Source organism: Pseudomonas sp. 05N433 (genome assembly GCF_056396925.1).
This window is the reverse complement of the sequence record NZ_JBFTML010000009.1, coordinates 134,503-159,907: the sequence shown is the minus strand read 5'-3', so window position 1 is coordinate 159,907 and position 25,405 is coordinate 134,503. Positions and strand designations below refer to the sequence as shown.

Here is a 25,405-nt window from a genome sequence, read left to right as displayed (position 1 = left end):
AGAGTGTGAAGAGTGTGGCGAGGGGGCTCATATCAGACGGAATCCGGCTCCCGGTTCCAATACCTGAACAACGGCTCTGCCAAAAACAACACGAACAACAGCCGCATCACCTGCATCGCCGTCACCAGCGGTACCGATAGTTGCAGGGTTTCAGCCGTCAAACTCATCTCGGCAATCCCGCCGGGCATCATGCCCAGCGTCAGCGAACGCAGATCCAGATGGGTCAATACACTCAACCCCAGTGCCGCCAGCGTGGCGATCAACATGGTCAACACCGTGCCGATCAGGGTCCGGCCCATGAAGGACGGTGCCCGTCGGAAGAACTGTCGATTGAAGTGGCAGCCCAACCCGCTGCCGATCAGCCACTGGCCGATCTGACTGCCGCCGTTGGGCAAGCCGATGTGCAGGTCCCAACCAATGCTCACTGCCGCACTCACCAGCAACGGCCCGAACAGCCAGGGGTTGGGTTGCCGCAGGCGCTCCCAGATCCAGGCGGCCAGGGCGCCCGCCGGGAACAGAAGGGCCAGCCACCACCAGTTGACGGTCGCTGCATGCAAGGCCGGCGCACCGTCGCCCAACAGATACTTGAACGCCGCTGGCACACACAGCACCACCACCAGCACCCGCAAGCTTTGTCCCGCCGCGACACGGCTGAGCACCGCGCCATTGCGGGCGCCGAGGTTGACCATCTCCCCGGAGCCACCGGGCATGCTGGAAAAGAACGCCGTGGCGCGATCTTCGCCGGTACGCCGCATCAACCAGACCCCGACCACCGCGGACAGGCTGGTGACCAACGCACCGAAGAAGATCAGACCGAAGTGGCTCAGCACCTGCTCCATCACCACCGGGGTGAAGTGCAGGCCGATGCCGATGCCGACAACCCACTGGCCGCACTTGCGCCCGCCAGGGATTTCCGCCAGTTGCCAGGGTGTCAGGCAGCGCACGAGGATGATCGCCAGTAACGAGCCGACCATCCACGGTAGAGGCCAGCCGATCTGGCTGGCGAGGTAACCGCCCAGCAGACCGACCAGCGGTGTACCCCACCAGGCTTTGAAGGGTGTTCGATCAGGCATCGGCGATAGCGCGCCGGGCGACCGAACGTTTGCGCCAGATGCGCAGCAGCGGCATCAGCAACATGATGGCAGTCAGCACCCAGCAACCGAACGTGATCGGGCTCGACCAGAGGATTTCCAGTGCACCGTTGGAAATCGACAGCGCGCGACGCAGGTTCTGTTCCATCAGACCACCGAGGATGAAGCCCAGCAGTACCGGCGACAACGGGAAGTCCAGCTTGCGCAGGATGTAGCCGAAGATGCCGATGCCGATCATCAGGAACAGGTCGAAGGTGGTGGCGTGTACGGCGTAGACGCCGATCCCGGTGATGATCGCGATCACCGGCACCAGTGCCCAGTTCGGCACGGCGAGGATGCGGGTGAAGATGCGGATCATTGGGATGTTGAGGATCACCAGCATCACGTTGGCGACGAACAACGACGCGATCAGGCCCCAGACGATGTCTGGCTGCTGCTGGAATAACAGCGGGCCCGGGGTGATGTTGTACAGCGACAGTGCGCCGATCATCACCGCCGTGGTCCCCGAGCCCGGAACACCGAGGGTCAGCATCGGCACCAGGGCACCGCAGGCTGCGCCACCGATGGCGGTTTCCGGAGCCGCGAGGCCACGCATGTCGCCTTGGCCGAAAGTGCCCTTGGCACCGGCGATACGTTTCTCGGTCATGTAGGCCACCGCGCTGGCCAGCGTCGCGCCGGCACCCGGCAATACGCCCATGATGAAGCCCAGCAAACCGCAACGGACGTTTACCACGAACACCGCCGAGGCTTCCTTGAAGTTGAACATCATGCGCCCGGTGGCTTTCACCGCTTCCTGGCCACGGTGGGTTTTTTCCAGCAGCAAGAGGATTTCGCTGATGGAGAACAGGCCCAATACCAGCACGACGAACTGAATGCCGTCTGTCAGATGAATGTTATCCCCGGTGAAGCGGTATACGCCGCTGTTGGCATCGATGCCGACGCTCGACAGAAACAGACCGATCAGCGCTGCAATGAAGGTCTTCAGCGGTCGGTCGCCGGCCATGCCGCCGAGACAGACAATCGCAAACACCATCAGTACGAAATACTCCGCCGGTCCGAAGGCAATCGCCCATTTCGCCAGCAGCGGGGCGAACAGCACCATGCCGCAAGTCGCGATGAAGGCACCGATGAACGAACTCCACGCCGACAGCGACAGCGCTACACCGGCCAGACCCTTGCGGGCCATCGGGTAACCGTCGAGGGTGGTCATGACGGTGGAGGCTTCGCCCGGAATGTTCAGCAGGATGGAGCTGATCCGTCCGCCGTATTCGCAACCCAGGTACACCGCCGCCAGCAGGATCAACGCCGACTCCGGTGGCAGGCCGAGGGCGAACGCGATCGGAATCAGCAACGCCACGCCGTTGATCGGCCCCAGCCCCGGCAGCAGCCCGACGACGGTCCCGATCAAGGTGCCGCACAGTGCGGTCACCAGGTTGTACGGGCTCAGCGCAACGCCGAAGCCCTGACCCAAATAGCCAAGAGTATCCATATCAGTTCTCCAGAACGTCGAGCACGCCCAACGGCAGTGGCACGTCCATCAACTTGTCGAACAGCAGATAAAGACCGATGGCCATCAGGCTGATGATCACCGCGCTGGGCAGCCAGCGGCCGCCATACAGGCGTGCCATCGGGACCCCAATCAGAATGCTGGCGACGATGAAGCCAAGAGGTTCGAAGGCCCCGGCGAACACCAGCAACAGCGCCACGCAGATGCCGATCTTGATCAGGGTTTCGCGGTCCAGTTTCGGGTCGTCATCGCTGTGCACGATCGGCGCCGGCCGAAACACCATGTACAGCAAAGCCAGGCCCATCAAGCCGAGCATCAGCAGGGGGAAGGCGCGAGGCCCGACCGGTTCGTAGGAAAAAGCCGCTTGATACGGCCACGCCATCAGCGCCAGGCCGACACAGGCCAGCAACAGCACCGAAGCAAAAATGCGTTGTATGAGCATGGGGAACTCCTGGGCCACGACCCCGAGAACCGGGGCCGCAGCCGCTAGACAGAGGCGATCACTGGATCAGGCCGAACTCTTTGGCCAGCACTTTGTAGTCCGCGACCTGCTTCTTCACGTAGGTGTCGAGCTCCGGGCCGGTCATGGCGAACGGGAACAGTTCACGCTGATCGCGCAGCTTGGCGAAATCCTCGGAGGCCAGCAGTTTGTCGAAGGCGTTTTTCCACCAGGCGTAGTCTTCGTCGCTGACTTTTGGCCCGAGGTAGAAGCCGCGAACCACCGGCCAGACGATGTTGTAGCCTTGCTCTTTAGCGGTCGGAATATCTTTCATTTCCGGCTCGTCCAGACGCTTCTCGGAGAACACCGCCAGCAGACGCATGTCACCGCTCAGGATGTGTGGCATGGAGTCGGAGATGTCGGTGCTGCCAACCTGGATGTGGCCGCCGAGCAGGGCGGTGGCGATTTCACCGCCGCCTTCGAGGGCGACGTAACGCAGGTCGCGCGGGTTGATCCCGGCTGCCTTGGCGATCAGGGCGGTTTGCATCCAGTCCTGGCTGCCGACGGTGCCGCCGGAACCGATCACCACCGAGCTTGGGTCTTTCTTCAGGGCTTTGACCAGATCGTCCAGGGTCTTGTAGGGCGAATCGCTTTTCACCGCAATGGCGCCATAACTGGTGCCAACGGCCGCCAGCCAGCGCACGGCGCTTTCATCGAAACGCCCGAATTTGCCTTGCGCCAGGTTCAGCAGCGAACCGCTGGACCAGGCCACCAGCGTACCGGCATCGGCCGGGCGCTGAGCGACCACAGCGTTGTACGCCACCGCGCCGACACCGCCGGGCATGTAGGTCACGCGCATCGGTTTGGTCAGCAGTTTTTCGTTGACCAGCGCGCTTTGCGCCAGTTTGCAGGTGAGGTCGAAACCACCGCCCGGCGAGGCTGGGGCGATGCATTCCGGGCGTTTGGGTTCGGCCAGCAATTGGCCGGCGAACAGCATGATGCCGGTGGCCAGAGCAACTTTTCGCAGTGACAGGTTCATTCAAGTCTCCTTAAGAGTTTTTGTTATGGACGTACTGAATTACCAAAGGGCAACGCTATAGCTCACCAGCAGACGCACTTCATCGGCATCGCGAGCGGAGTAGTTGGAACGGTAGGTGGCATTACGCAGGCGTACGGCAACGTCCTTGAGGGCGCCGCTTTGTACGACGTATTTGATCTCGGTGTTGCGTTCCCACTCTTTGCCTTCATCACCGTTCTTGAGCTTGATGTTGTCGCCGCTCACGTAACGGCTCATGAAGCTCAGGCCGGGAACGCCGAGTTTGGCGAAATCATAGTCGTAACGTGCCTGCCAGGAGTGTTCTTCGGCGCCGGCAAAGTCATTGATCTGCACGAAGTTGACCAGGTACGGATCGCTGCCATCGACGTAGGGGAAGGCGCTGTCACCGGACATGCGCTGATAGCCGGCGCTGAGTTTATGCCCGCTCAAGGCGTAGCTCACCAGCCCGTTCAGGGATTTGTTGTCGATCTTGCCGCCACGGGCCGCGCCCTCATCGTCACTGATGGCAAACCGCAGGTCGGTACCGAAAGTGCCGGGGCCGAACGGTTGCGAAGCGACAACACCGAGGAAGTGCTGGTTGTAGACTTCGTCGAGTTGAGCGAAGTGGTAGCTGCCGGTGATCTTGTCGGTGAACTTGTAGTCCACGCCGCCAAAGTCAAAATGCTTGCCTGCCACGGTGCCGGCGAAGCGGCTGTTCTTGTTGTTGAGGGCGATGTCTTCGAAGTCGGTGCTGTCGCGGTCCTTGGCTTTCTCCAGACGCCCGCCGGTGAAGGTCAGGTTCTTGATCTCTTTGGAGGTCAGCATCCCGCCTTCAAAGGTCTGCGGCAGAATGCGACCGTCGTTGGGCTTGAGGATCGGCAGTTCCGGAATCAGGCTGCCGATTTTCAGCTCCGTGGCGGAGATCTTCACTTTGCCGGTCAGGCCGAGCTTGGAATACTCGTTCGCCGCGCGCCCGTCGTCATGGGTTGGCAGCAGGCCGGTACCGGTGCGGTCCGGACTCGAATCGAGTTTTACCCCCAGCATGCCCAGCGCATCGACACCAAACCCCACGGTGCCGTCGGTGTAACCCGATTGCAGATTGAGCATGAACCCCTGGGCCCATTCGTCCCGCTTGGATTGCTGGGCGCTGGTGCCATCGCGAAAGTCGCGGTTGAAATACATGTTGCGGGTTTCGAAGGTTGCCTTACTGTCTTCGAAGAAGGCAGCCTGGCTCAACGGCGAAAAGCCGGCGAGGGCGGCGGCGCTGACAAGGGCGGTGTGGTTGAGGCGGGAAAAACGAACAGGCGGGCGAGCCTGAAGCTGCATGGACAGCATGGTGACATACTCCGTTTATTATTCTTATTGGCGAAAACGCTTCGGGGCGTTTTTCGTATCGCTATGTGCTCTGACTACGGCAGTGAAAGCTGTCCGTAGCGGGACTCTAACCGGCCAACCTTTCGCTAACCTTTCAGCTGACTTTCACGGTTTTCGGGCTTCACAGCGACGGATGCGGCTGTAAACTCCGCGCCAAAGAATGGCGTCGACCATCCCTGAATGAGGTAAAGATCCATGCGTGTTCTGCTCGTCGAAGACCATCTGCAGCTTGCCGAAAGTGTCGCTCAGGCGCTCAAGAGCACCGGGCTGACCGTGGATGTGCTGCACGACGGTGTGGCGGCCGACCTGGCCTTGAGCAGCGAGGAATACGCCATGGCGATCCTCGATGTCGGCCTGCCGCGCATGGACGGTTTCGAAGTGCTGGCGCGCTTGCGGGCCCGGGGCAAGAACCTGCCGGTGCTGATGTTGACCGCCCGCAGCGACGTCAAGGATCGGGTCCATGGCCTGAACCTGGGGGCTGACGATTACCTGGCCAAACCTTTCGAACTGACCGAACTCGAAGCCCGGGTCAAAGCCTTGCTGCGCCGGAGTGTGCTCGGCGGTGAACGCCAGCAGCGCTGTGGCGTGCTGGCTTACGATCTGGACACCCGGCGCTTCACCCTCGGCGAAGAATTACTGACCCTGACCTCCCGCGAGCAGGCAGTGCTCGAAGCCCTGATCGCCCGTCCCGGCCGGGTGATGAGCAAGGAGCAATTGGCGGCTCAGGTCTTCGGCCTGGATGAGGAGGCCAGTCCCGATGCCATCGAGATCTACGTCCACCGCTTGCGCAAAAAACTCGACGGCCAACCGGTGGCCATCGTGACCTTCCGTGGCCTTGGCTATTTGCTGGAAAGCCGCGATGCATAAGCTCAGCAGCCTGCGTTGGCGGTTGCTGTGGAACCTCGCGCTGCTGCTGGTGGTGTTGATGCTCGCCAGTGGTTTGAGCGCGTACTGGAACGGTCGCGAAGCCGCCGACACCGCGTATGACCGGACCTTGCTGGCCTCGGCGCGGACCATCGCCGCCGGCCTGTCCCAGCGCGACGGCAGCCTCAGCGCCAACGTGCCTTACGTGGCCCTCGACACGTTTGCCTACGACAGCGCCGGGCGGATTTTTTACCTGGTCAACGACATCAATCAGAAGCTGATTTCGGGCTACGAAAACCTGCCGGCACCGCCGCCGGGAACACCGCGCACCGATGACTATCCGGCGCTGGCGCGTTTCTACAATGCCACTTATCAAGGGCAGAACGTGCGGGTGGTCAGCCTGCTCAAAGCGGTCAGCGAACCGAACATGAACGGCATGGCGGAGATCCGCGTGGCGGAAACCGATGAGGCGCGGGTCCGCATGGCGCGCAGCCTGATGGCCGACACCTTGTTGCGGCTGGGCATGCTGGCGATCGGTGCGTTGTTGCTGGTGTGGTTTGCGGTCAGTGCGGCGCTGCGTCCACTGGAGCGCTTGCGTACCGCGGTGGAAGAGCGTCAACCCGATGACTTGCGCCCCTTGCCGCTGGTGGAAGTGCAGCACGAGCTGGGGCCGCTGGTGCGTGCGCTCAATCACTTTACCGAGCGGTTGCGCGGGCAGTTCGAGCGCCAGGCGCAATTCATCGCCGATGCCGCCCATGAACTGCGCACGCCGCTGGCGGCGCTCAAGGCTCGCCTCGAACTGGGCTTGCGCTCGAACGAACCCGAAACCTGGCGCAGTACCCTGGAAGCCGCCGCCCAGAGCACGGATCGCCTGACCCACCTGGCCAATCAATTGCTCTCGCTGGCACGGGTCGAGAATGGCGCCCGGGCCATCGCCGAGGGCGGTGCGCAATTGCTCGACCTCAGTCAGTTGGCCCGTGAACTGGGCATGGCCATGGCGCCGCTGGCCCATGCACGTGGCGTGGCACTGGCGCTGGAAGCTGACGAGCCGGTGTGGATGCGTGGTGAGCCGACGCTGCTGAACGAGCTGTTGAGCAATCTGGTGGACAACGCACTGGCCCACACGCCACCGGGCGGCAATGTGATTCTGCGGGTCACGGCGCCGGCGGTGCTGGAGGTCGAGGACGATGGTCCGGGAATTCCCCTTGAAGAGCGGGAACGGGTGTTCGAGCGCTTTTACCGGCGCAATCAGCAGGTGGCTGGGTCGGGATTGGGGCTGGCGATTGTCGGCGAGATCTGCCGCGCCCATCTGGCGCAGATCAGCCTGCACGATGGCGAGTTTGCGGGGCTGAAAGTGCGGGTAAGTTTTATTGCGGGGGAGTGAACACACTCATACCTGCGCAGAGAGGCTTGTTGTGACGAGGGAGCTTGCTCCCGTTGGGCTGCGAAGCGGCCCCAAGAAGGGACTGCTGCGCAGTCCAACGGGAGCAAGCTCCCTCGCCACAGAAATCAGTAAAACATCGACCGCGACTCTTCCAGATCCTTGCACATCGCTTCGTTCTCCGGATCGATCCCCAGCTTCTCGAAGGCAGGCACACTGACCGGGTCGATGCGAGCCAGAGGATGGTCGGTGTCCTTGTGGCAATACAGGCTGGCCACTTGCACCAGATCGACATAGTCGACCCGCGCCGATTGCCGCTTGAAATCCAGATACAGCCCCGGCAATTGCACCAGCATTTCCGGAAAATCCCAGACCCTGAGCAATTTATCGCCGAGCAGCGGATGGATGCGTTCGATCACATGGTTGAGGCTGACCGGGTCTGACAGCAATTCATAGTGATCTTCGGCGTAGGTCAGGATCGGCAGCACGCCAATCTGATGCACCAGCCCGCCGAGCGCCGCTTGATCAGGCTTGAGTTGTGTGTAGCTGCGGCACAACGCATAGCTGACGCCGGCGATTTCCAGGCTTTTGCGCCAGACCTCGCGCATTTTCTGTTCCACCACTTCGGAACGGGCATTGAAAATCTGTTCCATCACCAGGCCGATGGCCAGGTTGCTGCTGTAATTGACGCCCAGCCGGGTGATGGCCGTGTGCAAGTCAGTCACTTCCTGGGTCGCGCGCAGCAACGGGCTATTGACCACTTTGATCAGGCGCGCCGACAGCGCGGTGTCACGGCCGATCACTTTGCTCAGGGTGCTGACACTGATTTCCGGGTCTTCGGCGGCCTTGCGAATCTGCAGGGCCACTTCCGGTAATGTTGGCAGAACCAGGTCATCATTATCGATGGCCTCAACCAAATCCTGTTGGACCTTATCCGCCAGCTCACTCATTTCTTTTCTCTAGGGTATTGCGACAAGTGCTGCTGTTAACGCTGGATTTCGCGATCACGATCCAGTTGGTAAGGCAGGTCGAGCAAATGCAGGCCCGGACCTTCGAGTGCGCCAAGGTGCAGGTTGCCATCTTCTGCAGCTTCGGCTTGCAGCACGGCCAGGAGTTCAATGTTTTGCTCGGTGCGAGCAGCGATCACCACTTCACCGATCGAACTGCCGTGAGTCGGGGAGAACAGTGGCGTGCCGGGTTCAGGCAGTTCACTACCTTCCAGTTGCAAGCGATACAGACGACGCTTGAGTTTGCCCAGGTATTGCATGCGCGCAACGATTTCCTGGCCAGTGTAGCAACCCTTCTTGAAGCTCACGCCGCCGACGGCTTGCAGATTGAGCATCTGCGGTATGAACAGCTCGCGGGTGCTTGGCATGACCTGGCCGATCCCAGCGCGGATCTGGCCCAGCAGCCATTGATTCAGTTCGCCTTCGGCCAGCAGGGCGGACAGCTTGCCCTTGATGGTGTCGGCTTGATCGGCGTTCACCCAGAGTTCAGCGCGCTCAGGCGAGACGCGAAGGGCGATCAGGCCGTCATTGCGCACGACGCTGTCGGTGTCGACCGGTAGCGCCAGGCCCAGGCTGGCCAGTGCCGCATCGCCATGCTCAAGGCCAAAACGAACCCAGCCGGCACTTTCGTCGGTCAGTTTCGATTTGGAGAACACCGCGTACTTTTTCAGGTCCGCCAATTGCGGCTCCAGCAGCTCGCTGGCCATCGCCATGAGCACACCGTCGCCTTCCAGCAGAATGCGGAAACTCGACTGCATCCGGCCTTTCTGCGTGCAACGCGCGCCAAGGCTGGCCTGGGTTTCGCTCAGGTAATTGAGGTTGCAAGTCAATTGGCCTTGCAGGAATTTGCTGGCATCCGAGCCGCGTACCGCGAGAACGCCTTCGTGAGACAGGGTGCAGAAAAAAGCAGAATCGGCCATGGGTCATCGCAGGGTAAAGAGTCTGAGGGACATCATAAGGGGGCGCCCTTGAAATGGGTAGTTCACAAAGGATCGTCAGTGCCGACCAAAGCCGACTGTTCGGCTCGCCTCGGGGCTGTATACTTGCGGCCTATTTGAGGAGCGCTCCATGGTCGATAACGTTGAACTGAACCGCCTCTTTTGGCACAGCCGTCGCGGCATGCTGGAGCTTGACGTGCTTCTGGTGCCGTTCGTGAAAGAGGTTTACGCGAATCTGAACGAGTTAGATCGCGCGCTGTATGTCCGCCTGCTGGAGTGCGAGGATCAGGACATGTTCGGCTGGTTCATGGAACGCGCCGAATCGGAAGATCCGGAGCTGCAGCGCATGGTTCGCATGATCCTGGATCGTGTCCAGCCCAAGTAACGCGTTCGAATGCCGCTGGCATGCCTCACGGCAGTTGCTGGCGGCCTATCTTCTCGCCCAGCTGTTCGCGTTGGGTTCGCTGTTTCTTCTCTCGATACCGCTCTGGGCCAACCTGCTCGGCGTAGCGTTGTGCGTGGCTCACAGCATGCGGGTATTGCCGCGACAGATTCTGCTGACACACCCACAGGCTTTTCGCGGCTTGCGTCGCGATGCCGATGGCTGGCAGTTGTGGAGTCAGGCAGAGGGCTGGCAACCGGTGCAGCTAAAACCGGATAGCTTGGCGCTGCCGTTGGTTGTGGTGCTGCGCTTTCGCCTGCGGGGCGAGCGAGGTGTCAGGGCGATATGCGTGCCGCGGGATTCGCAGGCGGCGGATGTGCACCGACGCCTGCGGGTTCGGCTCAAGTTCAGTCGGCGTAGGTGGGCGGCACCAGAATAGTGTCCAGGGCGACCGGCAGCAGGTTCGGGTAGTCGAGGGTGTAATGCAGGCCGCGACTTTCCTTGCGTTCCATGGCCGACCGGATCATCAGGTCTGCTACCTGAGCCAGGTTCCTCAGCTCGATCAGGTCTCGGCTCACTTTATAGTTGCTGTAGAACTCGTCGATTTCGTCCAGCAATAACTGCACTCGGTGCTGGGCTCGTTGCAGGCGCTTGTTGGTGCGCACGATGCCCACATAGTCCCACATGAATCGCCGCAGTTCGTCCCAGTTGTGCGCGATGATCACGTCTTCGTCGGAGTCGGTGACCTGGCTGGCATCCCAGACGGGCAGGGCGGTCGGAATCGACACCTCTGGCAACTGCTCAAGAATGTCCGTCGCCGCCGAACGGGCATAAACGAAACATTCCAGCAGCGAGTTGCTGGCCATGCGGTTGGCGCCATGCAGGCCGGTGAAGCTGGTTTCACCAATCGCATACAGGCCCGGCACGTCGGTGCGGCCCCGCTGATCGACCATCACGCCGCCGCAGGTGTAGTGCGCCGCCGGCACCACCGGAATCGGTTGTTTGGTGATGTCGATCGAGAATTCCAGGCAGCGTTCATAGACCGTCGGGAAGTGCGTCTTGATGAAGTCTTCAGGCTTGTGGCTGATGTCCAGGTAAACGCAGTCGATGCCCAGGCGCTTCATCTCATGGTCGATGGCGCGGGCGACGATGTCCCGTGGTGCCAGTTCGGCCCGTGGATCGAAGCGCTGCATGAAGCGTTCGCCGTTAGGCAGCTTCAAGTGTCCGCCTTCGCCGCGCAGGGCTTCGGTTATCAGGAAACTCTTGGCTTGCGGGTGATAAAGGCAGGTCGGGTGGAACTGGTTGAACTCCAGGTTCGCCACCCGGCAGCCCGAACGCCAGGCCATGGCGATGCCATCACCGCAGGCGCCATCAGGGTTGCTGGTATAGAGGTAGACCTTCGCCGCGCCGCCCGACGCAAGGATCACGAAGCGCGCACCGTAAGTGTCGACTTCACCCGTGCTGCGGTTGAGGACGTAGGCGCCGAGGCAGCGGTCGCCTTCAAGGCCCAGGCGCTTTTCGGTGATCAGATCGATCGCGACCCGCTGTTCCAGCAGCTCGATGTTGGGCCGCTGTATGGCCTGGTCGAGCAGGGTTCTGAAGATCGCCGCACCTGTCGCATCGGCGGCGTGGATGATGCGTCGATGGCTGTGACCGCCTTCGCGGGTCAGGTGAAACTCGAAACCGCCGTCTTCGGTGCCGGACTGTTCGTCACGGGTAAAGGGTACGCCTTGGTCGATCAGCCATTGAATCGCTTCTCTGCTGTGCTCGACGGTAAAGCGCACGGCGTCTTCATGGCACAGGCCACCCCCGGCGTTGAGGGTATCGTCGACGTGGGACTCGACAGTATCGGTGTCATCCAGGACGGCGGCGACACCGCCCTGGGCCCAGAAGGTCGAGCCATTGGCGAGGTCGCCTTTGCTCAATACGGCGATGCGCAAATGACCGGGCAAGGTCAGCGCAAGACTCAAGCCGGCAGCACCGCTGCCAATTACCAGAACATCGTGTTGAAACTGTTGGCTCATTTCAGGATTCCGCTCAAAGCGACCCGGGTCGGGGGTGGCGCAAGACAGCTGGATCGGCGAGTCAGGACAGCCACACAGCCCACTAGTATATAGAGGGGGGGAGCGGCACAATAGCCGGGCCCACATGGCATTGTGAAACTACTGTGACGGAAAAGACTGGACTCTTCGTCGGAAGTTTTTTTGACTGTGTTGGCGACAAGGCGACTGTATCGTGGATTTAACAGTCTTTTTCGTTTCACGGTTGCACAATGTTGGTTTCAGGCGGCTATAAATATGGAACTTTTGCCAAAGGCTCAAGATCAATAGACGGTTGCCTGGAACAAGGGACAGTGTCGGTTTCGGTGCGGGACTTGCGGTTAGGTCCCTGCTGACGAATCCGATGACAAGATTATTCGCGCAGCCTGGGTTTCCCGCGCTGCGCTTTTCGTGCGTGCCAAATCAGAGCCCGCAGGAAACTTGCTTGGAGGGGGAGAACTTTTGCGAAAAGCCCGAGTCTATGTTTGCAAGTCTGGTCGTTCAGTAATGCAAGCCTCCTTCGAGCTTATCGAGGAGTGTTCATGCTAACCCAGGAAGAGGATCAGCAGCTGGTCGAGCGCGTTCAACGCGGCGACAAGCGAGCTTTCGATCTGCTAGTGCTGAAATACCAGCACAAAATTCTCGGGTTGATCGTGCGTTTCGTGCACGACACCCATGAAGCCCAGGATGTCGCACAGGAAGCCTTTATCAAGGCATACCGTGCACTTGGTAATTTTCGCGGAGATAGCGCGTTTTATACGTGGCTTTACCGTATCGCCATCAACACGGCGAAAAACTATCTGGTTTCACGCGGCCGTCGGCCGCCGGATAGCGATGTCAGTTCCGAGGATGCAGAGTTCTACGATGGCGATCATGGCCTCAAGGATCTCGAGTCGCCAGAACGTGCATTGCTGCGGGATGAGATCGAAGGCACCGTCCATCGAACCATTCAGCAACTGCCAGAAGATTTGCGTACGGCTTTAACTTTACGTGAATTCGATGGTCTGAGTTACGAGGACATTGCCAGCGTCATGCAGTGTCCGGTGGGTACCGTGCGCTCCCGGATCTTCCGCGCCCGGGAGGCCATCGATAAAGCCCTGCAGCCGTTGTTGCAGGAAAACTGAGACAGCGGCGACAGCCAAGAGAGGAACGCCATGAGTCGTGAAGCCCTGCAGGAATCGCTGTCCGCAGTGATGGATAACGAAGCGGACGAACTGGAATTGCGTCGGGTGTTGAATGCCTTCGACGATGTTGAAACCCGCGAAACCTGGGCTCGTTACCAGATCGCTCGGGCAGTCATGCACAAGGACCTGCTGCTCCCTCGTCTGGACATCGCTGCGGCAGTTTCTGCTGCGCTGGCTGACGAAGCCGTACCGGCAAAAGCCTCTCGTGGCCCATGGCGCAGCCTGGGTCGTCTGGCAGTCGCTGCTTCGGTGACCATTGCCGTGCTGGCAGGTGTACGTCTGTACAACCAGGACGAGATCGCAGGTGTCGAACTGGCTCAGCATTCTAATCAGCCAAGTCTGACCACTCCTCAGGTCAAGGGTCCCGCTGTATTGGCAGGCTACAATGAGAGTTCGGACGCCACTGGCCCTATGGCCAACGGTGTATTGCAAGGTCAGCCAGGCTGGCACGATCAGCGTCTGCCAGGTTACTTGCGCCAACATGCTCAACAGGCTGCACTGAAAGGTACTGAGAGCGCTCTGCCTTACGCTCGTGCAGCAAGCCTGGAAAACCGTTAAGGAGGATCATGCGCGCCATACCTCTACTTACGCTTCTGCTCAGTGGCTGGTTTATTGTTCCAGCCCATGCCGATGAAGCCCAGGACTGGCTGAAGCGTCTGGGACAGGCGGAGCAAACGCAGAGCTTTCACGGTACTTTCGTCTACGAGCGTAACGGTAGTTTTTCTACCCATAACATCTGGCATCGCGTCCAGGATGGCAAAGTCCAAGAGCGTTTACTTCAGCTCGACGGTTCGGCCCAGGAAGTCGTGCGCATTGATGGGCATACTCAATGCGTCAGCGGCACCCTGATGGCAGGGCTGGGGGACTCACCCAACTCCGCTGCTCGTGCACTCGATCCACAAAAGCTAAAGAATTGGTATGACCTTGCCGTCATCGGCAAGTCGCGCGTGGCCGGGCGTTCGGCGGTGATCGTCTCGTTGACACCTCGCGATCAGCACCGCTATGGTTTTGAACTGCATCTGGACAAGGAAACAGGCTTGCCGTTGAAGTCATTGTTGCTCAATGACAAAGGGCAACTGCTGGAACGGTTCCAGTTCACCCGGCTGGATACTGCCGAGGTGCCTTCCGACAGCGATTTGCAGGCAGGTTCCGAGTGCAAGCCCATTAACCTGGACAGTGACAAGGCGTCCGCCGTCAAGACTGCGCAGGTCTGGCATTCTGACTGGTTGCCGCCAGGTTTCGAACTGACCAGCAGTAACTCTCACAAGGATCCGGATACCAAAGTCCAGGTCAACAGTCTGATGTTCGACGACGGTCTGGCCCGATTCTCGGTGTTCCTTGAGCCATTGAATGGGGCAACAGTCACCGACACCCGTACCCAGCTGGGGCCAACAGTCGCTGTGTCCCGTCGCTTGACCACTCCGCAAGGCGAAATAATGGTGACCGTGGTCGGTGAAATACCGATTGGTACCGCCGAACGGATTGCGCTGTCCATGCGCAACGATGCCGCGGCTACCAACAAGCAGTGAGCTGATCAGTCATGCTCATCAATCGGGGCTGTAGGGTGCGGGAGGTTGGCAATGGCTGCCCCGTCGTTGAGGCCTCGAAATGTTTTGCCGAGCATTTTCATTTGCAAATATCCCGAAAATTTTTTATAGGTCAGAGCCCCTCGGCTCTGGCCTTGTTTGTTGTTCCCGGAACAAAAATACCGGCGTATCGTTTCCGGTGTTCCTTGCTCCATATCGCTTAACCATGCTCGTCGTAACGGGAGCCGTATGTCGATACCACGCTTGAAGTCTTATCTCTCCATTTTTGCCACCGTGCTGGTGCTCGGTCAGGCGGTCACTGCGCAAGCGGCCGACTTGCCTGACTTCACGCAACTGGTCGAGCAGGCCTCGCCCGCGGTGGTGAATATCAGTACTACCCAGAAGTTGCCGGAACGCAAAGTGTCCAGCGAGCAAATGCCTGATCTTGAAGGCTTGCCGCCGATGCTGCGCGAGTTCTTTGAGCGTGGTATGCCGCAGCAGCCACGCTCACCTCGTGGCGATCGCCAGCGCGAAGCGCAGTCCCTGGGATCGGGTTTCATCATTTCGCCTGACGGCTACATCCTGACAAACAACCATGTGATCGCCGATGCCGACGAGATTCTCGTGCGCCTCGCCGATCGCAGTGAGTTGAAAGCCAAGCTGATCGGTACCGATCCGCGTTCCGACGTCGCCTTGCTGAAAATCGAAGGCAAGAACCTGCCGGTTCTGAAGCTCGGCAAATCGCAGGACCTGAAGGCCGGTCAGTGGGTCGTGGCCATCGGCTCGCCGTTCGGCTTTGATCACACAGTGACCCAAGGCATCGTCAGTGCCATTGGTCGCAGCCTGCCGAACGAAAACTATGTTCCGTTCATCCAGACCGACGTGCCGATCAACCCGGGTAACTCCGGTGGTCCGCTGTTCAACCTGGCCGGTGAAGTGGTCGGCATCAACTCGCAGATCTACACCCGTTCCGGCGGCTTCATGGGCGTGTCGTTCGCGATCCCTATCGATGTGGCGATGGACGTTTCCAATCAGCTGAAAAGCGGCGGTAAAGTCAGCCGTGGCTGGTTGGGTGTGGTGATCCAGGAAGTGAGCAAAGATCTGGCCGAGTCGTTCGGTCTTGAGAAACCGGCCGGTGCGCTGGTGGCTCAGATCCAGGATGACGGTCCGGCTGCCAAGGGTGGCCTGCAAGTGGGCGACGTGATCCTGAGCATGAACGGTCAACCGATCGTCATGTCCGCCGATCTGCCGCACTTGGTGGGTGCGCTGAAGGCCGGCTCGAAAGCCAATCTTGAGGTGATCCGCGAAGGCAAACGCAAGAATGTCGAGCTGACCGTCGGCGCTATCCCTGAAGAAGGCAAAGAGCTGGACGCCCAGCCTAAATCTGGCGCGGAGCGCAGCAGCAATCGCCTGGGTGTTTCCGTGGCCGAATTGACCGATGAGCAGAAGAAAGCCTACGACCTTAAAGGTGGTGTGGTAATCAAGGACGTGCAGGACGGTCCTGCTGCCCTGATCGGCTTGCAGCCTGGTGATGTGATCACTCACCTGAACAACCAGGCGATCGGCTCCACGAAGGAGTTCACCGAGATCGCCAAGGCGTTGCCGAAGAACCGCTCGGTGTCGATGCGGGTTCTGCGCCAGGGTCGCGCCAGCTTCATCACCTTCAAACTGGCTGAATAAACCGGTTGTCGGCTGAATAAAAAACCGCCTCGAAAGAGGCGGTTTTTTTGTACCTGAATTTTGACCTCGAAGCGGTCAGCCCATCATGTCCTTGACCATGCGTTCCTGCTCCATCAGCTCGCGTTGCCGTGCGTCGATCCGCGATGACAGCGGGAAGTTGCTGCCCGCCTTGCGTTTGGCGAAGTCCAGTTGCTGGATCGCCTGGCGATAATCGCCGATCAGTGCGAAGTACTCTGCACGAGCTTGATGCAGGCCGATGATGTTGCCCGACAGGCCGCGAGTCTCGGCCACCAGGTACCAGACGTCCGGATCTTCGGGGCGGGTCTTGAGCAGGTTCTCCAGCGCTTTTTCCGCATCGGCTGCTCGATTCTGCTTGAGCAGCAGATCGACACGCACCTGATTCAGTGGGTAGTTGCCCGGATACTGAGTCAGCATCCGGTCAACCCGTGACTGAGCATCGGGCAGACGATTATTGGTGATGTCCAGATCGACCTGCGCCAGGTTGTAGATGATCTCGTTCGGCGACTTGGTCAGCAGCTGCTTGAGGTTCTCGCGAGCTTCATTCAGCTGGCCGCCCTTGATCTGGGCGATTGCCAGGCCATAGCGCGCGACGTCGTTTTTCGGGTTTTCATCGAGTTGGGCGCGGAAGCGCTTGGCACCCAAGCCTGGGGTTTCTTCATAGATCAGCTGCACGCGTGCACGAATCAGCTGATAACGCATGCTGTCTTCGATACCGCCCGGTTTGGCCTGTTCGGCACGGTTGCGGGTGTCGGCGATACGCGATTCGGTCACCGGGTGAGTCAGCAGGAATTCCGGCGGCTTGGCATCGTAGCGGTACTGGCGCATCAGCCGTTCGAACATGGTCGGCATCGAGCGCGGATCGTAACCGGCCTTCTCCAGATTCATGATGCCGATACGGTCGGCTTCCTGTTCGTTCTGGCGCGAGAACCGTCGTTGTTCCTGCATCGCCGCCGCCTGGGTGCCGGCAATGGTTGCGATCCCGGCATCGCCTGCGCCGGCAGCGGCAATCACGATCCCGGCCAGCAATGCAGCCATCATAGGAACTTGCATGCGTTGCGAGGCTTCGACACCACGGGCGAAGTGACGCTGCGACAAGTGGGCCAGTTCGTGGGCCAGGACCGAGGCATATTCGCCTTCGGTCTGGGCGTTGAGGAACAAGCCCCCGTTGACGCCGACGATCCCACCCGGCGCGGCGAAAGCGTTGAGCTGTGGGCTGTTGATCAGGATGAACTCCAGGCGCCGGTCATTGACCTGGCTGGTCTCCACAAGCCGGTAGACGCTGGACTCGACGTAATCCTTGAGTTGCGGATCGTTGAGTTGCGACACCTGGCTGCGCAGCATCGCCAGCCACGCACGGCCCAGTTGGTATTCCTGTTGCGGCGAGACGATGGCAGAACTGGCGTCACCGAGTGACGGCAAGTCGTCGGCGAAGCCCGGTGAGGCGAGCAGGCAAGCGAGCGTCAGCAGGGTAGGGCGCAAAAAAGTCATGCACAAAGCCTTAGTCGACAAAGACGTTACTGTAGCCGGACACTACGCTTGGGACCAGATATTCTAAGCGACTCAACCCCTGCCCCGGAGTGATTCGATGACTGACGCTGTAACCCACGACGCCGAGCTGGACGCCAGCGGTCTGAATTGTCCGCTGCCGTTGCTCAAGGCCAAGATGGAACTCAACCGACTGGCCAGCGGGGCGGTGCTCAAGGTGATTGCCACCGATGCGGGCTCTCAGCGCGATTTTCGCACCTTTGCCCGATTGGCCGGTCATACGCTGCTTCGTGAAGAAGATGAGGCGGGCGTTTACCGCTATTGGTTGAAAAAAGCCTGAAACCTGCGGCGTTCGTTCCTAAGGATTATTGATGTTCAAAGTGTTACGCGACTGGATTCAGCGCTATTTCTCGGATGAAGAGGCCGTGGTGCTGGCGGTGCTGCTGTTTCTGGCATTTACCGCCGTACTCACCCTGGGTGGAATGCTTGCGCCAGTGCTGGCCGGGATGGTGCTGGCGTATCTGATGCAGGGGTTGGTGGTGATCCTCGAGCGCCTGCGTCTGCCGGGGGCCGCGGCGGTGGGGCTGGTCTTCGCGTTGTTCATGGGGGGGCTGCTGGTATTCATCCTCGTCGTGGTGCCATTGCTCTGGCATCAGTTGATCACGCTGTTCAACGAATTGCCCGGCATGCTCGCCAAGTGGCAATCACTGCTATTGCTGCTGCCCGAGCGTTATCCGCATCTGGTGTCGGATGAGCAAGTGCTACAGGCAATCGAAGTGGCGCGGGGCGAGATCGGCAAATTCGGCCAGTGGGCGCTGACGTTCTCGTTGTCGAGCTTGCCGCTGCTGGTGAACATCATGATCTACCTGGTGCTGGTGCCGATCCTGGTGTTCTTCTTCCTCAAGGACCGGGAGATGATCGGCCAGTGGGTGCGTGGTTACCTGCCGCGGGAGCGAGCGCTGATCACTCGAGTCGCCCAGGAAATGAACCGGCAGATTGCCAATTACATTCGTGGCAAGGTCATCGAAATCTTCATTTGTGGGGGCGTGACCTACATCGCTTTCGTGGCGCTGGGGCTCAACTATGCGGCGCTGCTGGCGTTGTTGGTGGGTGTGTCGGTAGTGGTGCCCTATGTCGGGGCGGTGGTGGTGACCGTGCCGGTGCTGCTGATTGCGCTGTTCCAATGGGGGTGGAGCGATCAGTTCATCTATTTGATGGCGGTCTACGGGATCATCCAGACGCTGGACGGTAACGTGCTGGTGCCGCTGCTGTTCTCGGAGGCGGTCAACCTGCACCCGGTGGCGATCATCTGCGGTTCATGCCATCCCTATGGGAGCGGGCTTGCCCGCGAAGGCGTCCGAATAGACGCCAAAAAAAATCAGGCCTTGTTCAGTGCCTGAGCAGCCGCCAAAACCGCATCCACATGCCCCGGCACCTTCACGCCGCGCCATTCCTGACGCAGCACGCCATCCTTGTCGATCAGGAACGTGCTGCGATCAACACCCATATATTCCTTGCCGTAGAGCTTTTTAAGCTTGATCACGTCGAACAGCTGACAGATGGCTTCGTCCTTGTCGCTGATCAGCTCGAAGGGGAACTCCTGCTTGCACTTGAAGTTTTCGTGAGACTTCAGGCTGTCGCGAGATAGGCCGAACACCTCGGTGTTGGCCGCCTTGAACGCCGCGTACTGGTCGCGAAAACCCTGGCCTTCGGTGGTGCAGCCCGGCGTGCTGTCCTTCGGGTAGAAGTAAATCACCACTTGCTTGCCTTTGAGGGCCGCGAGGCTGACGGTCTGCCCGCTGGTGGCGGGTGCTTCGAAGTCGGCAACCGGTTGGTCGATGGCTACGGCCATGAAAGCTTCCTTACATTGGGTTTTGTGGGCGCCACGGTTCAATCAGTGCGTCCAGGTTCATGGCGTCGGCGAAATCCAGGAACTGGTCGCGCAGCCAGCTGATCTGGGTGCCGGCCGGCAAGGTCACGGTAAACGTGGCGTTGAGCATGGTGCCGCCGGTCTGCGGAGCCTGATAGGTGTCGCAGGTCAGATTCTCCAGCTCGACGTTGTGGTCCATGAAGAACTGGCACAGCTCGTTGATGATGTCCGGGCGGTAGGCCGAGCTGACGTAGGCGACGTACGGCAGGGCCTGGGGGCGGTTCTCCAGGGCTGCGCTGCGCACCACGTTGACAGTGAAAGCGTGTCGTTTGGCCAGTACTGGCAGACTGCCTTCGAGGCGCGCCAGGGCGTCCCAGCTGCCGGAGATCTCAAGGATCAGCGCGCTGCATTCGCCATGACGCGTCAGGCGAGAGGTGACCACGGCGCAGCGGTTTTCATGGCTGGCGCGGCACAGGACGTTAGTCAGCTCCATGGGGTTGGCGCCGAGGGCACTGATGACAAGGAATTGTTCGCGAACTGTGGGGGTGGACATGCAGCATTCCTAAAGCGATGAGCGGTCGATACTGTTTATGGGCTTTTTGCCGGGACGAGCCTGCGGATGCGAATTCACAAACCCCCAGCCGAAGGTTGCAACGTGCTCCAGTATGGCAAGAGCGAGGGGTGGCAACGCTGGATCGGGGCTTGTGATGCCGAAAATGGAGGCTGGAAACCGGCGTACGAGCTTATCAGTACCGATCAAAGTCTGAAGGGTAGCGAAAAGCAGCGCCAAGGGGAATGGCGGCAGCGCAGTACTTCGCTTGTACAAGCATCTTGGCGCCAGTACCATTACCGCTCTCTTTTTCCGGCAGGAGCGGTTGCATGATTGCGGGCAGTATGGTGGCACTGGTCACACCCATGGATGCACAGGGTCGTCTCGACTGGGACAGCCTGAGCAAACTGGTGGACTTCCACCTGCAAGAGGGCACCAACGCCATCGTGGCGGTCGGCACTACGGGTGAGTCGGCCACGCTTGACGTGAACGAGCACATCGAAGTGATTCGTCGCGTGGTTGCCCAGGTTGCAGGGCGTATTCCGGTGATCGCCGGTACGGGCGCCAATTCGACGCGTGAAGCGATCGAACTGACGACCAACGCGAAGAACGCTGGCGCCGACGCGTGCCTGCTGGTAACCCCTTATTACAACAAGCCGACGCAAGAAGGCCTGTACCTGCACTTCCGCGCCATCGCCGAAGCGGTCGATATCCCACAGATTCTTTACAATGTGCCGGGTCGTACCGCGTGCGACATGCAGGCCGAGACGGTAATCCGCCTGTCGACCGTGAAGAACATCATCGGCATCAAGGAAGCCACGGGCGACCTGCAGCGCGCCAAGGACATCCTGGCCGGCGTGAGCAGCGACTTCCTGGTCTATTCCGGTGACGATGCGACCGCGGTCGAGCTGATGCTGCTCGGTGGCAAGGGCAACATTTCGGTGACCGCCAACGTTGCGCCGCGCGCCATGAGCGAGCTGTGCGCCGCTGCGATGGCCGGTGATGCCGTCAAAGCCCGGGCGATCCACGAAAAGCTGATGCCACTCAATAAAACCCTGTTTATCGAATCCAACCCTATCCCCGTGAAATGGGCGCTGCATGAAATGGGCCTGATGCCGGACGGTATCCGTCTGCCGCTCACCTGGCTCAGTGCTGCCTGTCACGAACCGCTGCGGCAGGCCATGCGCCAGTCCGGCGTCCTGGTTTAATTGAGGAAGTACTACGCATGAAGCGAATGGCCGGACTTTCCGCACTTGCCTTGATTATCTCCAGCACCAGTGGCTGCGGATGGATCTGGGGCCCGGAAGGTTACTTCCGTGACCGTGGTAGCGATTACCTGGAAGCGCAACAGACTGCACCGATGCAACTGCCACCGAACGTCAGCACCTCCAAGCGTCTGGATCCACTGTTGCCGATCCCGCGCAATGTGGCCGACGATACAGCCAAGGGCGAATATGTCGTGCCTCGTCCGCAGCCGCTGTCGGCGGCGGCTGATATCAGCGCCTACTCCTTGCAGAAGAGCGGCGATTCGCGTTGGATCATGGCGCAGAACCCACCGGCCGAAGTCTGGCCAGTGGCCGTGCAGTTCTTCCAGGACAACGGTTTCCGTCTGGACGAACAGCGCCCGCAAACCGGTGAGTTCACTACCACCTGGCAACATTCCGACGAACTGTCCGCAGCCATGGCCAAGCGCCTGAGCGCGGCCGGTGTCGGCGCCGACAGCGAAACCCGCGTACGGGTGCGTATCGAGCCAGGCGTGCAGCGCAACACCAGTGAAGTCTATGTGGTCAGCGCCGAGCGTCCTGCCGGCAGCACCGCCAACGTCGATTTCACCAATCGTTCGGTCAACACCGGCCTGGACGCAGCATTGGTCGACGACATGCTCGCGAGCATGAGCCGCACTTCGGAGAAGGGCGGTTCGGTCTCCATGCTGGCCTCGCGTGATTTCGATACGCCAAGCCGTGTCAGCCTGACCGAGGATGGCAGCGGCAACCCGGTGCTCAACGTCGGTACCGACCTGGATCGTGCCTGGTCGAGCGTCGGTCGTGCGCTGGAACAGGGCGAATGGCGTGTTGAAGACATCAACCGCAGCCTGGGCCTGTACTACATCAACCTCGCCGAAAAGGCCGAGAAGAAGGATGAGCAGCCAGGTTTCTTCGGCAGCCTGTTCGGCAGCAAGCCGAACAAGGAAGAAGTTGAAGCCCGCGCCGAGCGTTATCAGGTTCGCCTGAGCAAGGTCGGCGAGAACGTACAAGTCACCGTCGAGAAAAACATCAACACCGTGGCGCCAGCAGACGTGGCGCGCAAAGTGTTGACCGTGATTCAGGACAACCTGGGCTGATCGCATGCGTTTTGCCGTTCTCGGCAGCGGTAGCCAAGGGAACGGCACGCTGGTAGCCAGCGATGACACGTATGTGCTGGTGGATTGTGGTTTCTCCTTGCGGGAAACCGAAAAACGCCTGCTGCGCCTTGGGGTAAACCCTGCGCAGTTGAGCGCGATACTTGTGACCCACGAACATGCCGATCACGTGCATGGCGTGGGTTTGCTGTCTCGGCGTTACAATCTGCCTGTCTACCTCAGTCGCGGGACCTTGCGCGGGATGCGCAAACCGATTGAACCCGCAGGCCTTCTGGCTGGCGGCGAGCAACTGCAAATCGGCCATCTGAGCATCGGCGTCATTGCCGTGGCCCATGATGCACAGGAGCCGACGCAGTATGTTTTCAGCGACGGTCAGCGGCGTTTCGGCCTGTTGACCGACCTGGGCTCATACTGCAACAAGGTGCTGGACGGCTATCGGGACCTCGATGCGTTGATGATCGAGGCCAACCATTGCCGTGACATGCTGGCTCGCGGTCACTACCCGTACTTTCTCAAGCAACGGGTGGGCGGTGAATTGGGACATTTGAACAACCATCAGGCGGCATTCCTGGTGGCCGAGTTGGGCTGGCAAGGCCTGCAACACCTGGTCCTGGCCCATCTGAGCAGCAAGAACAACCTGCCGCAGCTGGCCCGGCAATGTTTTGTCGACACCCTCGGGTGCGACCCGGACTGGCTGCAACTAGCCGATCAAGATTCAGGGCTCGACTGGCGACACATCGCCTAGCCCACCTACTTAGCAAGCGGAGCCCATCATGGAAAAACGTGAAGAACTCTACCGCGGCAAAGCCAAATCGGTTTACAAGACCGACGACGCTGACCGCTTGATCCTGCTGTTTCGCAACGACACCTCGGCGTTCGACGGCAAGCGTATCGAGCAGCTCGACCGCAAAGGCATGGTGAACAACAAGTTCAACGCTTTCATCATGCAGAAACTCGAAGCAGCCGGCGTGCCGACTCAATTCGACAAACTGCTGGGTGACAACGAATGCCTGGTGAAAAAACTCGACATGATTCCGGTCGAGTGCGTCGTGCGTAACTACGCCGCCGGCAGCCTGGTCAAGCGCCTGGGTGTTGAAGAGGGTATGAAGCTCAACCCTTACACCTTCGAACTGTTCCTGAAGGACGACGCCAAGGGCGACCCGTTCATCAACGAATCCCACGTAGTGGCATTCGGTTGGGGCACCGCCGAGCAACTGGTTCGCATGAAAGAACTGTCGCTCAAGGTCAACGAAGTCCTGAGCAAACTGTTCGACGACGCCGGCCTGCTGCTGGTCGACTTCAAACTCGAATTTGGCGTGTTCTCCGACGGCTCCATCGTTCTGGGCGACGAATTCAGCCCGGACGGCTGCCGTCTGTGGGACAAGGCCACCAAGAAGAAAATGGACAAGGACCGCTTCCGTCAGGGCCTCGGTGACGTCATCGAAGCCTACGAAGAAGTCGCCAACCGTCTGGGCGTACCGCTTTAATCGACGCAAGCATCTGATAGCACGGAAAAAAATCGCTAAAGGGGGGTTCGCTTCCGGCGATTGTGCTGTTATGATGCGCGCCGTTGGAGAGATGCCAGAGTGGCCGAATGGGACGGATTCGAAATCCGTTGTACCTTCACCGGTACCTAGGGTTCGAATCCCTATCTCTCCGCCATACATAGAAAAGCCCCGTAGATGAAAATCTACGGGGCTTTTTCGTTTCTGGTTTTTTGGTTTAGGGCATTTTTAGGGCAAGAGCGAAGGTTGGTTGGCTCGGTTACATCGCCGATAAAATAGAAGGCCCAAACATGATCCTAAACGGGTCAGCATCAGAGGATTGGGCGCATTTAAGATCGCATAAGCTAGTTGTGGATTACGGGTGGTTTGCCCGTCTCATAAGCAGCCGGAAGACTTTTCGGCTCTCTCTAAGCGCTCACCGCACATTTCATGGATCGCGCGTTTAAGTGCCCTTCTGCTCGCTTGGGGAGGAGGGCTCCGCATCCATACGTCGTGCGATGACATCAAACAAGTCGCAGTCATCACGCAGCGGAATGAAGCAGTGCGAAGTCGCCGCGAGCGACGTGATACTCCGGGCATTCCACCAATCCCAGCAACTCGCTAGAGAAAGTGAGCTACAGTTTGTGTAACCACGAAGTGGCGCTTTCAATTGGAGAGAATCATGCTCGCAAGCATTACCGATGGAGTCTCACCAATGAGAGCATTCATCGCGCTGGTAATGCTGTTGTTGGGCAGCGCGATGGCTTACGCAGCCACATTCGATGGCTATCAATGCCAGGGTGACTGCTCAGGGCATCAGGCTGGGTATAACTGGGCAGAGCAGAATGATATTGATGACGAGAACTCATGCAGCACGCCTTCTCAGTCATTCAACGAAGGTTGTCAGTCGTACGTTGAAGACGGCAGCGGAGTGGCCTCATCGGATGACGACGAAGAGGAATGAGTGACTTGATGACAGCATCGTTGAGCTCTCATTGATCTGAAACGGGAGGTTGTATGAGAAAGGCATTGTTTTTGGCGGCTGTGGTGGCGGCAGTAGCGCTTTCAGGGGATGCTTATGCTCGTGGTAGCAGTTACGGCGGGCATTCTTCGTACAAGTCTAGTTATTCTTACGGAAGTCGTTCTGATCATACCATCAGTGGGTATACGCGAAGTAACGGAACGTAT

The 25,405-nt window shown here is 59.6% G+C and carries 25 protein-coding genes, 1 tRNA gene and 1 pseudogene; 16 read left to right on the top strand and 11 right to left on the bottom strand.

The genetic code is table 11. The annotated features are described in order from the left end of the window. Positions 1 to 32: 32 nt before the first annotated feature. From AC1DIS_RS06405 to AC1DIS_RS06385, 5 genes are read right to left on the bottom strand one after another with little or no spacing between them, the layout of a single operon-like run. Complete coding sequence (locus tag AC1DIS_RS06405; protein WP_018926794.1) at positions 33 to 1,073, bottom strand: AbrB family transcriptional regulator; 1,041 nt, start codon at positions 1,071 to 1,073, stop codon at positions 33 to 35. Then, positions 1,066 to 2,580, bottom strand: a complete 1,515-nt coding sequence (locus AC1DIS_RS06400; protein ID WP_064619745.1) for a tripartite tricarboxylate transporter permease — start codon at positions 2,578 to 2,580, stop codon at positions 1,066 to 1,068. Before AC1DIS_RS06400 ends, AC1DIS_RS06405 begins: the two co-directional genes overlap by 8 nt. 1 nt (position 2,581) lies before the next feature. Beyond that, positions 2,582 to 3,040 (bottom strand): tripartite tricarboxylate transporter TctB family protein, encoded by a 459-nt coding sequence (locus AC1DIS_RS06395; protein ID WP_018926792.1) that lies wholly within the window; start codon positions 3,038 to 3,040, stop codon positions 2,582 to 2,584. 58 nt (positions 3,041 to 3,098) lie between these two features. Further along, complete coding sequence (locus AC1DIS_RS06390) at positions 3,099 to 4,076, bottom strand: Bug family tripartite tricarboxylate transporter substrate binding protein (protein WP_018926791.1); 978 nt, start codon at positions 4,074 to 4,076, stop codon at positions 3,099 to 3,101. A gap of 39 nt (positions 4,077 to 4,115) precedes the next feature. Further along, positions 4,116 to 5,408 carry an OprD family porin gene (locus tag AC1DIS_RS06385; RefSeq protein ID WP_086944829.1) on the bottom strand — a complete coding sequence of 431 codons (1,293 nt, stop codon included), beginning with the start codon at positions 5,406 to 5,408 and terminating at the stop codon, positions 4,116 to 4,118. Between the two features lie 234 nt (positions 5,409 to 5,642). On the opposite strand from AC1DIS_RS06385, the gene AC1DIS_RS06380 reads away from it, so the two are divergent. Both AC1DIS_RS06380 and AC1DIS_RS06375 read left to right on the top strand, forming a co-directional pair. Then, entirely contained in the window at positions 5,643 to 6,314 is a 672-nt protein-coding gene (locus AC1DIS_RS06380) for a response regulator (protein ID WP_007941432.1), read from the top strand. Then, the gene (locus AC1DIS_RS06375; RefSeq protein WP_111454854.1) at positions 6,307 to 7,695 is read left to right on the top strand and encodes a sensor histidine kinase; all 1,389 of its coding nucleotides are present in this window, start codon (positions 6,307 to 6,309) and stop codon (positions 7,693 to 7,695) included. The genes AC1DIS_RS06380 and AC1DIS_RS06375 overlap by 8 nt, the downstream gene beginning before the upstream one ends. Positions 7,696 to 7,820: 125 nt before the next feature. Here the strand turns inward: AC1DIS_RS06375 and AC1DIS_RS06370 are convergent, their stop codons facing one another. After that, positions 7,821 to 8,642, bottom strand: coding sequence for an HDOD domain-containing protein (locus tag AC1DIS_RS06370; RefSeq protein ID WP_086944831.1), 822 nt, complete (start codon positions 8,640 to 8,642; stop codon positions 7,821 to 7,823). Positions 8,643 to 8,677: 35 nt separating this feature from the next. Continuing rightward, positions 8,678 to 9,619, bottom strand: a complete 942-nt coding sequence (gene ygfZ, locus AC1DIS_RS06365; protein ID WP_064619736.1) for a CAF17-like 4Fe-4S cluster assembly/insertion protein YgfZ — start codon at positions 9,617 to 9,619, stop codon at positions 8,678 to 8,680. A 148-nt stretch (positions 9,620 to 9,767) separates the two neighbouring features. Between ygfZ and AC1DIS_RS06360 the strand changes: the two genes are divergently transcribed. Then, positions 9,768 to 10,022: an FAD assembly factor SdhE gene (locus tag AC1DIS_RS06360; RefSeq protein WP_477743389.1), complete on the top strand. Its 255-nt coding sequence runs from the start codon at positions 9,768 to 9,770 to the stop codon at positions 10,020 to 10,022. Then, positions 10,006 to 10,458 carry a protein YgfX gene (locus tag AC1DIS_RS06355; RefSeq protein ID WP_018926785.1) on the top strand — a complete coding sequence of 151 codons (453 nt, stop codon included), beginning with the start codon at positions 10,006 to 10,008 and terminating at the stop codon, positions 10,456 to 10,458. Before AC1DIS_RS06360 ends, AC1DIS_RS06355 begins: the two co-directional genes overlap by 17 nt. On the opposite strand, the gene nadB is transcribed toward AC1DIS_RS06355, so the two are convergent. Then, positions 10,427 to 12,043 (bottom strand): L-aspartate oxidase, encoded by a 1,617-nt coding sequence (nadB, locus tag AC1DIS_RS06350; RefSeq protein ID WP_018926784.1) that lies wholly within the window; start codon positions 12,041 to 12,043, stop codon positions 10,427 to 10,429. The two genes, AC1DIS_RS06355 and nadB, sit on opposite strands and share 32 nt — an antisense overlap. A 557-nt stretch (positions 12,044 to 12,600) precedes the next feature. Here nadB and rpoE point away from each other — a divergent pair. The 4 genes from rpoE to AC1DIS_RS06330 all read left to right on the top strand — a co-directional run bounded on the left by rpoE (position 12,601) and on the right by AC1DIS_RS06330 (position 16,448). Further along, on the top strand, positions 12,601 to 13,182 hold the full coding sequence (rpoE, locus tag AC1DIS_RS06345) for an RNA polymerase sigma factor RpoE/AlgU (protein WP_003172477.1): 582 nt from the start codon (positions 12,601 to 12,603) through the stop codon (positions 13,180 to 13,182). A 30-nt stretch (positions 13,183 to 13,212) separates the two neighbouring features. Next, a complete protein-coding gene (locus AC1DIS_RS06340) occupies positions 13,213 to 13,800 on the top strand; it encodes a sigma-E factor negative regulatory protein (RefSeq protein WP_064619730.1) in 588 nt (195 codons plus the stop codon). An 8-nt stretch (positions 13,801 to 13,808) separates the two neighbouring features. Then, positions 13,809 to 14,771: a MucB/RseB C-terminal domain-containing protein gene (locus AC1DIS_RS06335; RefSeq protein WP_064619726.1), complete on the top strand. Its 963-nt coding sequence runs from the start codon at positions 13,809 to 13,811 to the stop codon at positions 14,769 to 14,771. Positions 14,772 to 15,017: 246 nt separating this feature from the next. Then, entirely contained in the window at positions 15,018 to 16,448 is a 1,431-nt protein-coding gene (locus AC1DIS_RS06330; RefSeq protein WP_019647985.1) for a DegQ family serine endoprotease, read from the top strand. Between the two features lie 75 nt (positions 16,449 to 16,523). Here the strand turns inward: AC1DIS_RS06330 and AC1DIS_RS06325 are convergent, their stop codons facing one another. After that, positions 16,524 to 17,957: a M48 family metalloprotease gene (locus AC1DIS_RS06325; RefSeq protein WP_018926780.1), complete on the bottom strand. Its 1,434-nt coding sequence runs from the start codon at positions 17,955 to 17,957 to the stop codon at positions 16,524 to 16,526. A gap of 97 nt (positions 17,958 to 18,054) precedes the next feature. Between AC1DIS_RS06325 and AC1DIS_RS06320 the strand changes: the two genes are divergently transcribed. Beyond that, on the top strand, positions 18,055 to 18,294 hold the full coding sequence (locus AC1DIS_RS06320; protein WP_007941445.1) for a sulfurtransferase TusA family protein: 240 nt from the start codon (positions 18,055 to 18,057) through the stop codon (positions 18,292 to 18,294). A 31-nt stretch (positions 18,295 to 18,325) separates the two neighbouring features. Further along, positions 18,326 to 19,267 (top strand): annotated as a pseudogene (locus tag AC1DIS_RS06315) (AI-2E family transporter); the annotation flags it as partial. Positions 19,268 to 19,332: 65 nt separating this feature from the next. Here the strand turns inward: AC1DIS_RS06315 and AC1DIS_RS06310 are convergent. After that, complete coding sequence (locus AC1DIS_RS06310; protein ID WP_018926778.1) at positions 19,333 to 19,806, bottom strand: peroxiredoxin; 474 nt, start codon at positions 19,804 to 19,806, stop codon at positions 19,333 to 19,335. A gap of 10 nt (positions 19,807 to 19,816) precedes the next feature. Then, positions 19,817 to 20,377, bottom strand: coding sequence for a glycine cleavage system transcriptional repressor (locus tag AC1DIS_RS06305; protein ID WP_007898662.1), 561 nt, complete (start codon positions 20,375 to 20,377; stop codon positions 19,817 to 19,819). 326 nt (positions 20,378 to 20,703) lie between these two features. Between AC1DIS_RS06305 and dapA the strand changes: the two genes are divergently transcribed. The 6 genes from dapA (at position 20,704) to AC1DIS_RS06275 (ending at position 25,181) form a co-directional block, all read left to right on the top strand. After that, positions 20,704 to 21,582, top strand: coding sequence for a 4-hydroxy-tetrahydrodipicolinate synthase (dapA, locus tag AC1DIS_RS06300; RefSeq protein ID WP_007941448.1), 879 nt, complete (start codon positions 20,704 to 20,706; stop codon positions 21,580 to 21,582). 17 nt (positions 21,583 to 21,599) lie between these two features. Next, positions 21,600 to 22,715: an outer membrane protein assembly factor BamC gene (gene bamC / locus AC1DIS_RS06295; protein WP_018926776.1), complete on the top strand. Its 1,116-nt coding sequence runs from the start codon at positions 21,600 to 21,602 to the stop codon at positions 22,713 to 22,715. Between the two features lie 4 nt (positions 22,716 to 22,719). Beyond that, positions 22,720 to 23,478, top strand: a complete 759-nt coding sequence (locus AC1DIS_RS06290; RefSeq protein WP_477743391.1) for an MBL fold metallo-hydrolase — start codon at positions 22,720 to 22,722, stop codon at positions 23,476 to 23,478. 28 nt (positions 23,479 to 23,506) lie between these two features. After that, positions 23,507 to 24,220, top strand: a complete 714-nt coding sequence (gene purC / locus AC1DIS_RS06285; RefSeq protein ID WP_018926775.1) for a phosphoribosylaminoimidazolesuccinocarboxamide synthase — start codon at positions 23,507 to 23,509, stop codon at positions 24,218 to 24,220. Positions 24,221 to 24,305: 85 nt separating this feature from the next. Next, a tRNA-Ser gene (locus AC1DIS_RS06280) sits at positions 24,306 to 24,395 on the top strand. A gap of 504 nt (positions 24,396 to 24,899) precedes the next feature. Continuing rightward, positions 24,900 to 25,181, top strand: coding sequence for a hypothetical protein (locus AC1DIS_RS06275; RefSeq protein WP_237229566.1), 282 nt, complete (start codon positions 24,900 to 24,902; stop codon positions 25,179 to 25,181). Positions 25,182 to 25,405 lie beyond the last annotated feature (224 nt).

What these genes read in the sequence shown, in the direction of transcription:
- AC1DIS_RS06340 (WP_064619730.1), top strand. Translation starts at nt 13,213, where the DNA reads ATGAGTCGTGAAGCCCTGCAGGAATCGCTGTCCGCAGTGATGGATAAC.
- AC1DIS_RS06290 (WP_477743391.1), top strand. Translation starts at nt 22,720, where the DNA reads ATGCGTTTTGCCGTTCTCGGCAGCGGTAGCCAAGGGAACGGCACGCTG.
- AC1DIS_RS06400 (WP_064619745.1), bottom strand. Translation starts at nt 2,580, where the DNA reads ATGGATACTCTTGGCTATTTGGGTCAGGGCTTCGGCGTTGCGCTGAGC.
- AC1DIS_RS06305 (WP_007898662.1), bottom strand. Translation starts at nt 20,377, where the DNA reads ATGTCCACCCCCACAGTTCGCGAACAATTCCTTGTCATCAGTGCCCTC.
- nadB (WP_018926784.1), bottom strand. Translation starts at nt 12,043, where the DNA reads ATGAGCCAACAGTTTCAACACGATGTTCTGGTAATTGGCAGCGGTGCT.
- AC1DIS_RS06320 (WP_007941445.1), top strand. Translation starts at nt 18,055, where the DNA reads ATGACTGACGCTGTAACCCACGACGCCGAGCTGGACGCCAGCGGTCTG.
- AC1DIS_RS06325 (WP_018926780.1), bottom strand. Translation starts at nt 17,957, where the DNA reads ATGACTTTTTTGCGCCCTACCCTGCTGACGCTCGCTTGCCTGCTCGCC.
- ygfZ (WP_064619736.1), bottom strand. Translation starts at nt 9,619, where the DNA reads ATGGCCGATTCTGCTTTTTTCTGCACCCTGTCTCACGAAGGCGTTCTC.
- bamC (WP_018926776.1), top strand. Translation starts at nt 21,600, where the DNA reads ATGAAGCGAATGGCCGGACTTTCCGCACTTGCCTTGATTATCTCCAGC.
- AC1DIS_RS06405 (WP_018926794.1), bottom strand. Translation starts at nt 1,073, where the DNA reads ATGCCTGATCGAACACCCTTCAAAGCCTGGTGGGGTACACCGCTGGTC.
- purC (WP_018926775.1), top strand. Translation starts at nt 23,507, where the DNA reads ATGGAAAAACGTGAAGAACTCTACCGCGGCAAAGCCAAATCGGTTTAC.
- dapA (WP_007941448.1), top strand. Translation starts at nt 20,704, where the DNA reads ATGATTGCGGGCAGTATGGTGGCACTGGTCACACCCATGGATGCACAG.
- AC1DIS_RS06375 (WP_111454854.1), top strand. Translation starts at nt 6,307, where the DNA reads ATGCATAAGCTCAGCAGCCTGCGTTGGCGGTTGCTGTGGAACCTCGCG.
- AC1DIS_RS06335 (WP_064619726.1), top strand. Translation starts at nt 13,809, where the DNA reads ATGCGCGCCATACCTCTACTTACGCTTCTGCTCAGTGGCTGGTTTATT.
- AC1DIS_RS06310 (WP_018926778.1), bottom strand. Translation starts at nt 19,806, where the DNA reads ATGGCCGTAGCCATCGACCAACCGGTTGCCGACTTCGAAGCACCCGCC.
- AC1DIS_RS06360 (WP_477743389.1), top strand. Translation starts at nt 9,768, where the DNA reads ATGGTCGATAACGTTGAACTGAACCGCCTCTTTTGGCACAGCCGTCGC.
- rpoE (WP_003172477.1), top strand. Translation starts at nt 12,601, where the DNA reads ATGCTAACCCAGGAAGAGGATCAGCAGCTGGTCGAGCGCGTTCAACGC.
- AC1DIS_RS06380 (WP_007941432.1), top strand. Translation starts at nt 5,643, where the DNA reads ATGCGTGTTCTGCTCGTCGAAGACCATCTGCAGCTTGCCGAAAGTGTC.
- AC1DIS_RS06370 (WP_086944831.1), bottom strand. Translation starts at nt 8,642, where the DNA reads ATGAGTGAGCTGGCGGATAAGGTCCAACAGGATTTGGTTGAGGCCATC.
- AC1DIS_RS06385 (WP_086944829.1), bottom strand. Translation starts at nt 5,408, where the DNA reads ATGCTGTCCATGCAGCTTCAGGCTCGCCCGCCTGTTCGTTTTTCCCGC.
- AC1DIS_RS06395 (WP_018926792.1), bottom strand. Translation starts at nt 3,040, where the DNA reads ATGCTCATACAACGCATTTTTGCTTCGGTGCTGTTGCTGGCCTGTGTC.
- AC1DIS_RS06275 (WP_237229566.1), top strand. Translation starts at nt 24,900, where the DNA reads ATGCTCGCAAGCATTACCGATGGAGTCTCACCAATGAGAGCATTCATC.
- AC1DIS_RS06390 (WP_018926791.1), bottom strand. Translation starts at nt 4,076, where the DNA reads ATGAACCTGTCACTGCGAAAAGTTGCTCTGGCCACCGGCATCATGCTG.
- AC1DIS_RS06330 (WP_019647985.1), top strand. Translation starts at nt 15,018, where the DNA reads ATGTCGATACCACGCTTGAAGTCTTATCTCTCCATTTTTGCCACCGTG.